The 14,261-nt window shown below is 60.6% G+C and carries 13 protein-coding genes; 11 read left to right on the forward strand and 2 right to left on the reverse strand.

The window, feature by feature from the left end:
- From CCR95_RS12215 to CCR95_RS12255, 9 genes are all read left to right on the forward strand, one after another.
- Positions 1-609, forward strand: coding sequence for an Hsp20/alpha crystallin family protein (locus CCR95_RS12215; RefSeq protein ID WP_242523207.1), 609 nt, complete (start codon positions 1-3; stop codon positions 607-609).
- Positions 610-812: 203 nt separating this feature from the next.
- A complete protein-coding gene (locus CCR95_RS12220) occupies positions 813-1,745 on the forward strand; it encodes a 2-dehydropantoate 2-reductase (protein WP_201094655.1) in 933 nt (310 codons plus the stop codon).
- Positions 1,746-1,842: 97 nt separating this feature from the next.
- Entirely contained in the window at positions 1,843-2,841 is a 999-nt protein-coding gene (locus CCR95_RS12225; RefSeq protein ID WP_201094658.1) for a zinc-dependent alcohol dehydrogenase family protein, read from the forward strand.
- A gap of 43 nt (positions 2,842-2,884) precedes the next feature.
- On the forward strand, positions 2,885-3,505 hold the full coding sequence (locus CCR95_RS12230) for a metallophosphoesterase family protein (protein WP_201094660.1): 621 nt from the start codon (positions 2,885-2,887) through the stop codon (positions 3,503-3,505).
- A complete protein-coding gene (locus CCR95_RS12235; RefSeq protein WP_201094662.1) occupies positions 3,432-4,232 on the forward strand; it encodes a PP-loop family protein in 801 nt (266 codons plus the stop codon). Before CCR95_RS12230 ends, CCR95_RS12235 begins: the two co-directional genes overlap by 74 nt.
- Positions 4,233-4,454: 222 nt before the next feature.
- Positions 4,455-5,411: an alpha/beta hydrolase gene (locus CCR95_RS12240; RefSeq protein ID WP_201094664.1), complete on the forward strand. Its 957-nt coding sequence runs from the start codon at positions 4,455-4,457 to the stop codon at positions 5,409-5,411.
- A 266-nt stretch (positions 5,412-5,677) separates the two neighbouring features.
- A complete protein-coding gene (locus CCR95_RS12245; RefSeq protein ID WP_201094666.1) occupies positions 5,678-7,237 on the forward strand; it encodes a DNA cytosine methyltransferase in 1,560 nt (519 codons plus the stop codon).
- On the forward strand, positions 7,197-8,351 hold the full coding sequence (locus CCR95_RS12250) for a protein NO VEIN domain-containing protein (protein ID WP_201094668.1): 1,155 nt from the start codon (positions 7,197-7,199) through the stop codon (positions 8,349-8,351). The genes CCR95_RS12245 and CCR95_RS12250 overlap by 41 nt, the downstream gene beginning before the upstream one ends.
- Positions 8,326-8,772: a very short patch repair endonuclease gene (locus tag CCR95_RS12255; protein WP_201094673.1), complete on the forward strand. Its 447-nt coding sequence runs from the start codon at positions 8,326-8,328 to the stop codon at positions 8,770-8,772. Before CCR95_RS12250 ends, CCR95_RS12255 begins: the two co-directional genes overlap by 26 nt.
- 100 nt (positions 8,773-8,872) lie before the next feature.
- Here CCR95_RS12255 and odhB read toward each other — a convergent pair whose 3' ends face one another.
- Together odhB and CCR95_RS12265 are read right to left on the reverse strand one after the other, a co-directional pair.
- Entirely contained in the window at positions 8,873-10,135 is a 1,263-nt protein-coding gene (odhB, locus tag CCR95_RS12260) for a 2-oxoglutarate dehydrogenase complex dihydrolipoyllysine-residue succinyltransferase (protein ID WP_201094674.1), read from the reverse strand.
- On the reverse strand, positions 10,132-12,999 hold the full coding sequence (locus tag CCR95_RS12265) for a 2-oxoglutarate dehydrogenase E1 component (protein WP_201094675.1): 2,868 nt from the start codon (positions 12,997-12,999) through the stop codon (positions 10,132-10,134). The genes odhB and CCR95_RS12265 overlap by 4 nt, the downstream gene beginning before the upstream one ends.
- Positions 13,000-13,117: 118 nt before the next feature.
- Between CCR95_RS12265 and CCR95_RS12270 the strand changes: the two genes are divergently transcribed.
- Both CCR95_RS12270 and CCR95_RS12275 read left to right on the forward strand, forming a co-directional pair.
- Positions 13,118-13,342 (forward strand): hypothetical protein, encoded by a 225-nt coding sequence (locus tag CCR95_RS12270; protein WP_201094677.1) that lies wholly within the window; start codon positions 13,118-13,120, stop codon positions 13,340-13,342.
- Positions 13,343-13,446: 104 nt separating this feature from the next.
- Positions 13,447-14,169, forward strand: a complete 723-nt coding sequence (locus CCR95_RS12275) for an NRDE family protein (protein WP_201094679.1) — start codon at positions 13,447-13,449, stop codon at positions 14,167-14,169.
- The last annotated feature ends 92 nt before the right edge of the window (positions 14,170-14,261 follow it).

Raw genomic sequence — 14,261 nt, forward strand, 5'->3', positions numbered from 1 at the left:
TTGGAACTTGCCCGAGTTTGGAAAACGACTTCGCTCGACCGTGCCAAGGCAATAGCAGATCGAAAAGCTTGGGCTATAATTAAAATGGAAATCAAGAAGAGGAGGATTGTCATGAAAACCAAACGCACCGAGCTCGCCGAGGCGGTTCCGCGTCGTGAAATGACCCTTTTCGACGAAATGGATCGCGCTTTCGACGATCTCTTGACACGAGGTGGATTGCGGCGTGGCTGGTTGCATCCGTTCCGTGGGCTGTGGCCGGAGTGGGGTGGCATGGAGACGGCGTTCGAGATCACCCCGATGATTGATGTGATCGACCGCGAGGCCGAGGTTCTGGTCCGGGCTGAGGTGCCGGGTGTCGAGAAGAAAGACCTCGAAGTGGATCTGGCGGGCGATATGCTGACGATCAAGGGCGAGCGCAGGCACGAGGAAACCAAGGATGAGGGCGCCTACTTCCGTTCCGAGATCGCGCACGGTCATTTCAGCCGTACGATCCGGTTGCCGGCCGAAGTGGCGATGGAGGATGTCAAGGCCGAGTTCAAGGATGGCGTGCTTGAGATCCATCTGCCGAAGACGGAGAAGACCGAGCGGCGTCGCATCGAGGTTCAATGAACCAGCGTCAGCGCTGAAGACGCTCTCGATAAAGGAAGAGCGCGCGGCGGAGAGCAGGGAAGCCAGAAAAGGCCGGCCATCGGGTCGGCCTTTTTGTTAACGCGGTCAGCGGGCCTCACAACGAATCGAATCGATCGGGAAGGGCTTTTTCGCCGTGTCACACAAGTCGTGCCACACTCGCCCTGCCAACGGCCAACTTTGATATGACTGCTTCGCCATTGACCTTCACCATCCTCGGCACTGGTGCCGTGGGCGGGTTCTACGGATCGCGATTGCTCCAGGGCGGGGCTGTGGTGCGTTTCATCGCGCACAGCGATGTGGATTTCATTCGCCAGCAGGGATTGCGCGTCGATTCGCCGCTCGGCAACCGGCAGCATGCTCCGGTTGATGTCTATGCCTCCTCGGAGCCGATTCCGCCGAGCGAGGTGGTCTGCATCGCGCTCAAGACGACTCGGAATCACCGTCTGCCGGAACTGCTCAAGCCCTTGATCCACGACGGGACGGTCATTCTGAATCTCCAGAACGGCTTGACCATGGAGGATGAATTGGCCGAAGCGTTTCCCCAGGCATGCCTGATTGCGGGGCTGTGTTTTCTGTGCTCGAACAAGGTCGGTCCCGGACACGTCGCACACCTCGATTACGGTAAGATCAGCTTTGCCCCCTTTGACGATCGCGGGCGCGACTGGATCCCTCGGCTGATGGAGTCGTTTGCTGCGGGCGGGGTCGCGGTCGAATCGTTGCCCTCGCTGACCCAGGCCCGCTGGCGCAAACTCGCCTGGAATATCCCCTTCAACGGGCTGTCGGTCCTGCTGGAGGCGAACACCGATGTCCTCATGGCGGACCCGGACGCGCGGCGGCTGGCAGAGCAGTTGATGGCCGAGGTCGCGGTCGGTGCCACGGCCTGCGGAGTGCCGTTCGAGGATGATTTTACGCGCAAGCTGCTGGAGTCCACGGAACGGATGGCGTCTTATGCGCCCAGCATGCGGTTGGATTTTCTGGCCAGGCGCGAACTGGAAATCGAGTATCTGTACCGTCGACCGCTGCGCGAGGTGGCCAGACAGGGCGTTCGGTTGCCGGCGGTCGAGACGATCGCCAGTCAGTTGGCCTTTGTCGATCGCAGGAATCGTCAGCCGTAATCCGTCCATGGTCGTCCGGTCATCGCACTTGTCGTGCCCATGCCCGCGCCCCTACATGATGAAGATGGATTTAACGCGAGCCAATCCGGAGCACCTAATGAAAGCAATCGAGATGCGCGAAACCGGCGAACCGTCAGTCCTGCAATGGGTTGAGCGGCCCCGCCCCGAGATCGCGGGACCGGAAGAGATTCTGGTCAAACTCAGCGCGGCCGGCGTTAATCCAGTCGATGCCAAGATCCGTCGCAACGGCCCGCTGGCACCCGAGGGGCTTCCCGCGATTCTGGGCTGTGACGGCGCGGGCGTGGTGGAGGCCGTGGGCGAGTCGGTGATCCGCTTCAAACCGGGCGACGAGGTCTGGTTCTGTCACGGCGGTCTCGGCGGCTCCGTCGGGAACTATGCCGAATACATTGTTCTGGATCAACATTTTGCGCAGGCCAAGCCCCGCGCCATCGACATGGTCGAGGCCGCGGCCGCGCCACTCGTGCTACTCACCGCCTGGGAGGCGCTGCATGACCGGGCGCGGCTCGTCGAAGGGCAGCGGGTGTTGATCCATGGCGGCGCGGGCGGTGTAGGACATGTCGCCATCCAGCTTGCCAGGGCGGCCGGCGCGCGTGTCTGCACCACGGTCAGCAGTCCGGAAAAAGCCGATTTCGCCCATGCGCTCGGGGCCGAATACTGCATCAATTACCGGGAGGAGGATCTGGTCGAGTCCGTGATGGAATGGACCGAGGGGCAGGGCGTGGACATTGCCCTCGACACGGTCGGCCCCGCGGTCTTTCGTCAGACCATTCCGGCCATGGCCCAGTATGGCGACCTGGTGACGATTCTGGATCCAGGTCCGGAGCTGGATCTGAAGGAGGCGCGTCTGCGCAATCTGCGCATCAGTTTTGAATTGATGCTAACCCCAATGCTCCGGAACCTCCCACGCGCGCGCATCCATCAGGGCGAAATCCTGCGTCGCTGCGGCGATCTGATCGATGGCGGCGAACTGCGCATTCAGGTCTCCCAAACCTTTCCGCTGGAACAGGCCGCGCAGGCGCACACGCTTATCGAGCAGGGGCATGTGACGGGCAAGCTGGCGCTGGTCATGGCCTGAGCCGGTGAAACCAGGTCCGTCTCTTCCAGAAAGTTTTGCCAGCATGGATCGACTGCGTGTCGCCATCCTGTCCGATACTCACGGCGCGCTTGATGCGCGCATCCAGGAACTCGTGAGTCAATGCGATCTGGCCATGCATGGCGGCGACATCGGACATGCCGCCATCCTCGCCCAGCTTCAGCCCCGGCTGGGGCGAGTGCTGGCGGTGTTCGGCAATAACGATGTCGCGCGCAAATGGCCGGAGGAAGATCGGCAACTTCTCGTGCATCTGCCGGAATGGCTTGATCAGCCGCTGCCTGGCGGGCATCTGGTGGTGATCCACGGTCATCAGACCAATGCGCGCGATCGTCACAGACTGCTGCGCGGACGTTTCCCGCATGCCCGGGCAATCGTCTATGGACACAGTCATCGGCTGCTGCTGGAGGTCGACGCTCGGCCCTGGATCCTCAACCCTGGCGCGGCCGGGCGTTCTCGCACGCACGGCGGGCCTTCCTGCATGGTCCTGACCGCGACTCCGATGGAGTGGCAGGTCGAGACCTATCGTTATCCTCTATCCTTATCGAATCAGGGCGTCAGATACACCTGCCAGCATGAGCATACCCAGCCCCAATTCTCTCAAGCCGCCCAAATCGCTGCTCCGTCAGGTCGGTCGCGCGATCGCTGATTTTCGCATGATCGGCGCGGGCGACCGCATTCTGCTCGGCGTTTCAGGCGGCAAGGATTCGCTCTCGCTGCTCCAGATCCTCCACCATCTGCGCACCTATGCGCCGGTGCGCTTCGAACTCGCCGTGCTGACCGTCGACCCGGAGGTGCCGGGCTTCGATCCCCGTTCGCTCAAGGACTATTACGACACCCTCGGCATCCCTTGGCACTACGAACAGCAACCGCTGATGGAACAGGCCCGGGAGCACATGGATGGAGATTCCTTCTGCGCCTATTGCTCGCGCATGAAGCGCGGCATCATGTACCGCATCTGCCGCGAGCAGGGCTACAACGTCCTCGCGCTCGGGCAACACCTGGACGACCTGGCCGAGAGCCTGCTGATGTCGCTATTCCACGGCGGTCAACTGCGAACCATGAAGGCCCATTACACCAACCAGGAAGGCAACGTTCGCGTCATCCGCCCGTTGGTCTACTGTCGCGAGCGCCAGACCGCCGACTATGCCGTGCGGGCCAGCCTGCCGGTCATCCCGGACTCCTGTCCCGCCTGCTTTTCCATGCCGACCCGGCGCGAACACATGAAGGCGCTGCTGGCCCGCGAGGAGGCCGGTCACGGCCACCTGTTCGCCAACATCCTGCATGCGATCCGGCCGATCATGACCGAGGGCGGACTGCCGGAGCCGGGCTGGCCGCTGAAAGCCGCGCCAGAAGGGGACGCTGCGGCGGACTGAAGGATCTGGCGGGTGCCTTGAGAAAACACGGATCCTTGCGGATGTTCTATTCTTTACCTCGCGTCTGCTCCCGCGGTCATGTGCTCATGCCAACCTGGCCGATCCATCGAAACGTCGTCGATCATGAGTCATGATGGACGTGGTTTCGGTTGAACGGAAACGCATTGGCTGGTCTGACACCACCGCCCATTCCAAACGCTCGACTTCACAGGGGAGATCGTCATGGGCAAATACGTCAAACGTCAAACCCCTCGCGCCATGCCAAACGCGGAACGGGTCGCTCGCTTCGTCAAGGATCTGCAACAGCCTTTCCTGGTGGCGGGATGCCGGGGCGAGACGACGCAGCAGAACGATCGGCCGCGTTTCGACATCCATGGCCAATTCCGCTTTGCGACGGGCGGCCTCGATCAATTCCAGGACAAGCACCTGGTGGTCTTCGCTCACGGCTATAACAACACGCCAGACGATGCGCTACGCTCGGCCAATGAATTTTTCGGAAAGATCCATGAGTCGATTGTGCACGATGGCATCGATCCCGCCACCTGTGTCTATCTGCTCTTTACCTGGCCGGGCGATACCGGTCCGGTTTTTTTTAACACGGCTCAGGAATATGCCCATCTCTCCGGGGTGGCGCTCTACCGTTTGTTGAGCGAGGCGCAGACCGTCGCCGCCCCGAAATCCATCTCGCTGGTGTCCCATTCGCTGGGTGCGCATGTGGTGCTGCGTTGCCTGGCGGTGTTGGGAGAGCGCTTCTTTCGGGAGAAGTCGACCTTGCGAGTCGACCATGCCCTGCTGCTGGCCGCCGCCGTCGAGGATGATGTCTTTCATAACCCTGATCGCCTGGAGGAATATCACTTTCCGGAAGCCGCTTTTGGGGTGTCCAGCCTGCACATCTCCACTTCGCGCTCCGACGAGGTTCTGGGCGGGGCGTTCCGCGTCAACGAGCATGACGCGGCCCTGGGTTTCAAAGGCCCGGAATCCATGTCACCGCTCGCCTCGCTGGCGCGCCGGGTCGATGAGGTCTCGAATGGTCAGGCGAGGTTCCGATTCGAGATCCACGATTTCAGCCCCAACTCGGCGACCATCATGAATCCCGCCTTGCATGTGTATGATCATGGCGGCTATTGGACGAATCCAGAGCAAACGAATTATTACGTCAACCTGATCCATCGGGCGTGATGTTGGGTTTTTCTGATATGGTTTGAAAGTTGATTGTGCGGCGAGGCTTTAAACGTCCGGGACGGGTTGAATAACCCGACCCTGATCATGTGCTATTTGCGTGAGACTCCATTCGGCGCGGAAAAGAGGGCACACAATAAAAGGTGTTGATCGTCAATGAATTGTTTTTGCAAAAAGTGTGCGCAATATGAAAATAGTCAAGTTCGATCTGTCCATCGACGGCGTGAAAGCGAGAAGACGTTGCCTTGGAGCAGGAGCGAGCCGGTATGCCGCTGATACACGCGCGAGTTCCCTTTCAAGGTGGCCAATCGGAGAACGCTGTCATCGAAGCCAAACTTGACAGGCTTAGGCATGGCGGGAAGCCTCGTGTGCTCGACTTGTTTGCCGGGTGCGGCGGCTTGTCACTGGGCTTTCATGCAGCCGGCTTCAAGATCATGGGAGCGGTCGAAATCGATGCGGCGGCCGCCAAGTCGCACGCCCGCAACTTTCATCGCGAGACTTTACCGGAACTATTTCAGGCGCACGCCAAATCACGAGATATTACACTGATTGAGCCTGAGCAACTCCTGTTCGATTTTGGCCTGACGGATCCATTGGTCAGTCAGATTGATGTCATCGTTGGAGGCCCCCCTTGTCAAGCCTTTGCCCGCGTTGGCAGGGCCAAGCTGCGGGAGGTTGCAGCACACCCCGAGGCATTTCTGCGCGATCCGCGCAGTAATCTCTACATCCGTTATCTCGATTACGTCCGGGCGCTGAAGCCAGTCGCCTTACTGATGGAAAACGTTCCGGATATCGTCAACTATGGTGGTCATAACATTGCCGAGGAGATTTGCGAGGTATTGGACGACCTGGGTTACGAGCCGCGCTACACGCTGTTAAACGCTGTCTTTTATGGTGTACCCCAGATGCGCGAACGCATGCTGCTGGTTGCTTACCGCAGGGAGCTTGGAGCGAGGTGCTGGCACCCAGATCCCACCCATTGGATTGATTTGCCGCAAGGCTACCATGGCTCGAGGCAGGTCGCCCTGCAGACCATTAGGAGGGATCTCATTCAATCGGACCCCTACTTTGTCGATCCTCCACAGCCTTGCCAGGATCGCTGCCATGCGGCTATCACAGCTGAGGATGCTTTGTCTGATCTGCCCTGTATTGATGATGACTCCGAACTTAAGAAGAGCAAGGGGCCTCGTCGGTTTCATTGGCTGACGCGCTATCCGACCACGCCGCACAATGATTATCAGCGGCTGATGCGCGAATGGGATGGATTCGAGTCGCAGGAAGGTGTGTATGATCACGTCATCCGGTTCCTACCACGCGACTACAAGATTTTTGCCCGCATGCGGCCGGGCGATCAGTATCCCGAGGCTCACCGGCTCGCGCTCAGAATGTTCGAGGAGCGATTGGACGAGATCGAGCGGAGTGAAGGCCACCGGCTGAGGCTTGGTTCGACACGTTACGAGCAGGAGAGGGTTGCCCATGTGCCGGGCTATGATCCAGACAAGTTTCCGAACAAGTGGCGAAAGATGGAAGCGGACAGGCCGGCGAGGACGTTGATGGCGCACCTCGGCAAGGACGGCTATTCCCACATTCATTATGATCACGCCCAGGCACGGACGATTTCTGTTCGTGAAGCGGCAAGGCTTCAGTCCTTTCCTGACGGATTTGTTTTCGAGGGGCCAATGAACCCGGCGTTCAGGCAGGTGGGCAATGCGGTTCCCGTGCTGCTTGCGAAAGCGCTTGGCGAGACGATGATCGTTCAAATAACCGGGATAAGGATTGACGCGAATGAAGAGGAAAATCACGATCAAGCGGCTGTCGGGGTCTGATCTAACGCTGTTCGAAACACAGTATCGAAACACGCCGGGAGCCAAACAAAAAGCCATCAATCTCGACCGCGATGTTTTCATTGACGGGCTTTTCCCTGGTCTTCCACAGCGGATCAATCTCACCGATGGCAGAGTGATCGTCTCATTGCTCGTTTACGGTCCTGGCGGAGCTGACGCCCATGGCATCACACGAAAAATCCTGAAGCAGCAGAAGAACTGGCGGCTGAACGGCGAACTTATCGTTAATCCGCCCGAGGAGCCCCAGCGCTACGATGCGTTGCAGAAGGGGGATTTCGCGATTATCGACTTCGCCGGCGAGGTTGAGCCTCATACGGCGCGCGTGTATCTGATCTCAGGCGCGATGCCACGAGACAAGGCGCTGCATTCGGCACTCGATGCAAAGTACGGAGCGCTTTTTACCCAGCACAAGGGTATGGCTGAGATCGACCAGGAGAGTCTTGCCAACGTGGTTGATGGCGTCGGTTTGTCAGACGGACATCCTGTTCTCGATCTCGTGGACCTGGACGCCCTTGAAGATGCGGCCCAAGGTGGCCTGGAAGGGGCAGCCAAACTGCAACAGCGCCGCCGTGCCCGAGGCGTAACCAGCGAGGAATTGGGCAGGGCAAAGCGGAGCGCGGAACAGATCGGACGACTCGGCGAAGAAGTTCTCGATGCTTGGCTCGATTCGCAACAGCGGGCAGGCGTTGGGCACGAGTACATATGGGAGTCGGTACTCAACGCGGTCTCCCCGTATGACTTCACTCTTCTGGAGAAAAAAACGCCGGCGCGTCGCATCGACGCAAAATCCACGGCGGGTGACTTCAGAAACCCGATTCATGTCTCCATGGCGGAGCTTCTGGAGATGGCTGAGGGCGATCTTCCCTACGATATTTACCGACTGTACGGGGTTGGTGAGGCGACCGCGCGTTTAAGGATTGTCAGTAACCTGCGTCCGTTTGCCGCTGCAGTTCTGATGAACCTGTCCGGTCTTCCGGAATATGTCACCGTTGACGCGATATCGATTAAACCTCAGGCATTGAATTTCGAAAGAGAAATCCAAATCGATCTTGCTGAAAACGAGGAAAAGGATGCAGACGATACCACTGCTCCCTGAATTCGCTTCCGCTGGATCAGACGTGTTAACGCCGGATCAGCGTCGACACTGCATGTCATGTATCCGGGGTCGGGATACCAAACCGGAAAGGATCGTTCGATCATTGGTGTTCAGGATGGGTTACCGGTACCGGCTGCATGATCGGCGCCTTCCTGGCAAACCAGACTTGGTGTTCCGCGGACGCCGCAAGGTGATTTTTGTCCATGGTTGTTTTTGGCACACGCATGACTGTCGGAACGGTCAGGTTAAACCCAAAACGAACAGTGATTTTTGGGAGTCCAAGCGCAGGAGGACGCAAGAGAGGGATGCAGAGAACATCGCTGCGTTGGAAAAGGCGATGTGGACTTCCCTCATCATCTGGGAGTGCGAAACCAAGGACGCTGCGACGCTCGTTAAAAAATTAAGAAAATTTCTCGATTAAGCTGTGTGGTATGTGCGCCCGGATTCACGTCTATTGATGTTCAGATGGGGTGTTTGCCCCATCCTGAACATCATCCTCCGGCGGCAATCCTTGCGGCCGCCTACACCCGCAACAACAACCGTGCCGGATCTTCCAGCGTCTCCTTGATGGCGACCAGAAACTGCACCGCCTCGCGTCCGTCGATGATCCGATGATCGTAGGTCAGGGCCAGATACATCATGGGGGCGATGACGATCTGGCCATTCTCCACGATGGGGCGCTCCTGGATCTTGTGCATCCCTAGAATCGCGCTTTGCGGCGGGTTGAGGATGGGCGTGGAGAGCAGTGAGCCAAACACCCCGCCGTTGGTGATGGAAAAGGTGCCGCCGGTGAGTTCTTCGTAGCTCAGGCTGCCGTCTTGCGCCTTCTGGCCAAAGTCGGCGATGGCCTTTTCGATGTCGGCCATGCTCAACTGGTCGCAGTTGCGCAGGGTGGGGACGACCAGTCCGCGCGGTGAACTGACGGCGATGCCGATGTCGAAATAGCCGTAATAGATGATGTCCTCGTCGTCGACCGAGGCGTTGATGCTCGGGAAGCGCTGTAGCGCATCCACCGCCGCCTTGACAAAGAAAGACATGAAGCCCAGCCGCGTGCCGTAACGGGTCTCGAACAGTCCTTTGTACTTCTCGCGCAGTTCCAGCACCGCTCGCAGATTGACCTCATTGAAGGTGGTCAGCAGGGCGGCGTTTTGCTGCGCCTGGACCAGCCGCTCGGCGATGCGCGCGCGCAGACGGGTCATGGGCACCCGCTGTTCGGGGCGTCCGGCCTCGCCGGTCAGGCTCGGGGCCGACGATTCGGTCAGGGTGAGCGCGTCCGGGTCGTGCTCGGGTGCCGCCTGTTCGCGCTCGTCCAGCCAAGCAACCACGTCGGTCTTCTGGATCCGGCCATCCTTGCCGGTGCCGGGAATCTGCTGGGGATCCAGGTTCATCTCCTTGACCAAACGGCGGGCGGCGGGGGCGATCACCTGCCCTGGTCGCGGTCGCTGGGGCGGCGAATTCATGGGGGCAATGGATTCGAGCGGCGCCCTGCTGGAGGACGGCGCGACGCTGGGACGTGGCGTGCCCGGCGTGCCGGGAGCCTTGCGCGCGCCGGATTCGATCAGCCCGAGCACGGCGTCGGTTTGCACGAGATCGCCCTCGCGGGCCTGGATCGTGCCGAGCACGCCATCCACGGGCGAGGGCACCTCCAGCACGACCTTGTCGGTTTCCAAATCGACCAGATTTTCGCCCTCCCGGACCTGGTCGCCGGGTTGCTTGTGCCAGGCCGCGACGGTGGCGTCGGCGACGGATTCGGGGAGGGCGGGGACGCGGACTTCGCGGCTCATTGCGGGGGGATCCTTTTGTTCATTTTCGGGTTGAATTGGCCGGTCAGGGCTTCGTCGATCAGCCGTTCATGCTGCTCGACATGGGCGGCGCGATGGCCGACGGCCGGAGCCGCGGAACTGGCGCGTCCGACATAATAGGGGCGTTTGCCCATCTGGATCAGATTATGGAAGCGATGCTTGATCTGGTCCCAGGCGCCCTGGTTCTGTGGCTCTTCCTGACACCAGACGATCTCTTCGGTCGCGCCATAACGATCGATCACGGCGGCGAATCGCTCGCTGGGGAAGGGGTAAAGCTGTTCGAGCCGGATGATGGCCGCATTGGTCAGGCCACGGGTACGGCGCGCTTCGAGCAGGTCGAAATAGACCTTGCCGCAGCAGAAGATCAGCCGTTCCACGCCGGCGGGATCGATGGGATCGATCTCCGGGATGACGGTCTGATACTGCCCGCCGGCGAGTTCGTCCAGCGCGGAGACCGCCAGACGATGCCGCAGCAGGCTCTTGGGCGTCATCACGATTAGCGGTTTGCGATAGTCGCGCACCATCTGGCGACGCAGCAGATGGAACATCTGTGCCGGAGTGGTGGGCACGCAGACCTGGATATTGTGTTCCGAGCTGAGCTGCAGAAAGCGTTCGAGGCGCGCCGACGAGTGTTCCGCGCCCTGACCCTCCAGCCCATGCGGCAGCAGCAGAACCAGCCCGCAACACAGCCCCCATTTGGTGCCGGCGGAGGTGATGAACTGATCGATCACCACCTGCGCGCCGTTGGCAAAGTCGCCGAATTGGGCCTCCCACAAAGTGAGCGCGGCGGGCTCGGCAGTGGCGAAACCGTATTCGTAGCCGAGCACCGCCTCCTCGGAGAGGATGGAGTCGATGGCGATGAAGGCACCCTGTTGCTCGCTCAGATGCTGAAGCGGGGTATAGGACTCGCCGGTCAGTTGATCGTGGATCTTGGCGTGTCGATGGACGAAGGTGCCACGACCGACATCCTGCCCGGACAGACGCACCGGGATGCCGTCGTCGAGCAGGGTTGCGTAGGCCAGATTCTCGGCGAAGCCCCAGTTCAGAAGTTGATCGCCCTGGCCCATCTTGCGCCGCTCGTCCCACAGCTTCTCGACCCGCGGATGGAGCGCGAAGCCCTCGGGCAGACGCAGCATGGACTCGGTGAGCGCCTGGAGTTTGGCGAGCGGGACGCCGGTGTCCAGATCCTGATCCCAGTCGGTGCCTCGGCAGAAGCCCCAGTCGACCCGATAGAGATGATCGAGTCCGCAGAGCACGGGGCGTGCGACCACCACGCCATGCTCGATCGAATCGCGGTAGTCGGCAATCATGGTATCCAACGCGTCCTTTTCGATGAGCCCGCCGGCGACGAGCCGGTCGGCATAGACGGCGCGCGGGGTCGGATGATTCCGGATTTTGGCGTACATCATCGGCTGGGTCACGGCCGGTTCGTCGGCCTCGTTGTGGCCAAGACGGCGATAACAGACCAGATCGATGATGACGTCCTTGTGGAACTGGTTGCGGAAATCCAGGGCCATGCGGGTGACGAAAATCACTGCCTCGGGATCGTCGCCGTTGACATGGAACACGGGCGCCTGGACCAGCTTGCCGACATCGGTGCAATAGGCGCTGGAACGCGCGTCCAGCGGGTGGCTGGTGGTGAAACCGATCTGGTTGTTGATGACGATGTGAACCGTGCCGCCGGTTGAATAACTGCGGGTCTGCGAGAGTTGCAGGGTCTCCATCACCACGCCCTGCCCAGCGAAGGCCGCGTCGCCGTGGATCAGCACCGGCAGGACCAGATCCCCCGTGCGATCGGCGCGGCGGCGCTGGCGGGCGCGCACCGAACCCTCGATGACCGGGTTGATGATCTCCAGGTGCGAGGGGTTGAAGCCCAGAACCAGATGGACGATGCCGCCAGGCGTTTCGATGTCGGTGGCGAAGCCCATGTGGTATTTGACATCGCCGGCCATCTTGCGCCAGTCCATGTGAACCCGACCCTCGAACTCGTCGAAGATGTCGGTGGGGGGCTTACCGAAAATGTTTGTCAGCACATTCAGGCGTCCGCGATGCGCCATGCCGATGACGATTTCCTGCTGACCCTTGCGCCCGGCGCGCTGGATGAGTTCGTCCAGCAGGGGGATGAGCGCGTCGCCGCCCTCCAGCGAGAAGCGTTTCTGGCCCACGTAGCGCTGGTGCAGATATTTCTCGAAGCCCTCGGCGGCGGTCAGCAGGGTCAGCAGCCAGCGGCGATCAGCGTCGTCCAGTTCGGGCGTGGCGCGATAGCCTTCGAGGCGCTTCTGGATCCAGCGCCGCTCCGGGGTGCTGGTGATGTGCATATATTCGGAGCCGACCGTGCCGCAGTAGGTCTGATCGACCATCGCGATGATGTCGCGCAGCGGCATGCGGTCGGGGGCGTAGAGCGAACCGGTGTGGAAGACCAGGTCGAGATCGTTTGGCTCCAGGTTGTGATAGGCGGGATCCAGGTCGGCGATCCGGGATGTCTCGCGCAGCTTGATGGGATCCAGGTTGGCGACCTGATGGCCGCGGTAGCGATAGCCGGTGATCAGTCCCAGCACTGCGGACTGTTTCTCGGCGGCGGCGGGTTCGAGATGCTCGGTCGAGCGGGCGCGGGCGCGCGAGCGGCTTTCCCGGGCCAGGCGCATGAAGTTCTCGCGGACCGGACCATGCGGGGTTTCGGCGGCCTCGTTCGCGGCCGGTTGACGAATGCCGTCGAAACGCACCCGCCAGGCCAGGTCGATGCTTTCGGGATCGGCGAGGTAGCGCTCGTACAGATCCTCGATGAAATCCGCGTTGCCGCCATAGAGGGCGCTGGAACTCCGAAACAATTCTAGGATTGCGCTCATGCTTGGGATTGGCTGGGTTGGCAATTTTGTTTTTTAGAACGCGAATTTATATCATATTCTCCACAATCCTGAACACGCCGCCGGTCTCGGTTGTGTCAGTGCACAAAAAGCGAGCATTGTGGACAAGAACGACTCCACCACCGAATTCGACGAGCGCAAGCGTCAGAGGATCCGTCTCGCCCGGCTTGAGGCGGACATGGCCTATTTTCAGGCCCGCATCGAACTGATCGGGGAAGCCAACACGAATAACCGGGTGGCGCAGCGCAAGGCGTTTAATTTTTTGCACAAGACAGTGGCAAGCAAGATCCTGAAGCTCAAGCGCCGCTTTAGCGATCTGGGTTAGGACGCGGTCCATTTTCCAGTCCCCGATGCCTAATTCCTGCCCAGCATGGTTGTCAGGTGTCAGGTGTCAGGTGTCAGGTGTCAGGTGCCAGGGAATTTTCACCCATGCTAATCGTGATTCTGCGCCGCCCAGGTCATCCCTGGCCGGTCCTGTTGGCCGCTCGCCGTGACGAATTGGCCGCGAGTACTTTGCTGCCTCCTGCTCGCCACTGGCCTGATCGTCCCGAGGTCATCGCAACCTTCGACCCGCGGACCGAAGGAAGCTGGCTTGGCCTGAACGATCATGGCGTGGTGGCCGCGCTGGTGGAGCGGGCGGAGACGTTGCATGCCGGATCGGGCCAGCGCAGCCGTGGCGAACTGGTGTTGGAAGCGCTGGACCATGCCGAGGCCAGCGAGGCGGCCGGCGCGCTCGCCGATCTGCATCCGGACGCCTATCGGCCCTTCAATCTGCTCGTGGCCGATCCCCGCGCGGCCTATTGGGTCCGTCATGGCGATCCTGGTCCGATTCGTGTCCAGCCGATCCCGCCAGGATGGCATCTGCTGGCCGAGACCGAGTTGGACGATCCCGCTCATCCCTGGATCGCCGACTGTCTCTCCTGGTTTAAGGCGGCGGCGGTGCCGGACCCCGAGCAGGGCGATTGGTCGGGCTGGCGCGAGGTACTCGCGCGTCTCGATGGCGACGGCGTGCGCTCAAGCGCCTTGATTGCGCTCCCCGCCTTTCCCGGATTCAACAGCCGGCCCATCTGGCACCAGGCCGAGGGCGGTTCGGATCGGGATGCCAGGGCGAGCGCGCTTAAACATTCCGTTTTTCGGGTAGTTGACGGATGATCGCGAGAAACGACTATCGGAGTTTCTCATGTCAGCCAGCCTTCTTGAGCATTTTGCGTCCCTGGAAGATCCCCGGATCGAACGTAACAAGC

Source organism: Thiocystis minor (assembly GCF_016653465.1).
Lineage (GTDB): Bacteria > Pseudomonadota > Gammaproteobacteria > Chromatiales > Chromatiaceae > Chromatium > Chromatium minus.

Bases quoted from the DNA above. Each gene is read 5' to 3' on its own strand.
- CCR95_RS12265 (WP_201094675.1), bottom strand. From the start codon at position 12,999: ATGAGCGCAATCCTAGAATTGTTTCGGAGTTCCAGCGCCCTCTATGGC.
- CCR95_RS12275 (WP_201094679.1), top strand. From the start codon at position 13,447: ATGCTAATCGTGATTCTGCGCCGCCCAGGTCATCCCTGGCCGGTCCTG.
- CCR95_RS12245 (WP_201094666.1), top strand. From the start codon at position 5,678: ATGCCGCTGATACACGCGCGAGTTCCCTTTCAAGGTGGCCAATCGGAG.
- CCR95_RS12225 (WP_201094658.1), top strand. From the start codon at position 1,843: ATGAAAGCAATCGAGATGCGCGAAACCGGCGAACCGTCAGTCCTGCAA.
- CCR95_RS12230 (WP_201094660.1), top strand. From the start codon at position 2,885: ATGGATCGACTGCGTGTCGCCATCCTGTCCGATACTCACGGCGCGCTT.
- CCR95_RS12220 (WP_201094655.1), top strand. From the start codon at position 813: ATGACTGCTTCGCCATTGACCTTCACCATCCTCGGCACTGGTGCCGTG.
- CCR95_RS12250 (WP_201094668.1), top strand. From the start codon at position 7,197: ATGAAGAGGAAAATCACGATCAAGCGGCTGTCGGGGTCTGATCTAACG.
- CCR95_RS12255 (WP_201094673.1), top strand. From the start codon at position 8,326: ATGCAGACGATACCACTGCTCCCTGAATTCGCTTCCGCTGGATCAGAC.
- odhB (WP_201094674.1), bottom strand. From the start codon at position 10,135: ATGAGCCGCGAAGTCCGCGTCCCCGCCCTCCCCGAATCCGTCGCCGAC.
- CCR95_RS12240 (WP_201094664.1), top strand. From the start codon at position 4,455: ATGGGCAAATACGTCAAACGTCAAACCCCTCGCGCCATGCCAAACGCG.
- CCR95_RS12235 (WP_201094662.1), top strand. From the start codon at position 3,432: ATGAGCATACCCAGCCCCAATTCTCTCAAGCCGCCCAAATCGCTGCTC.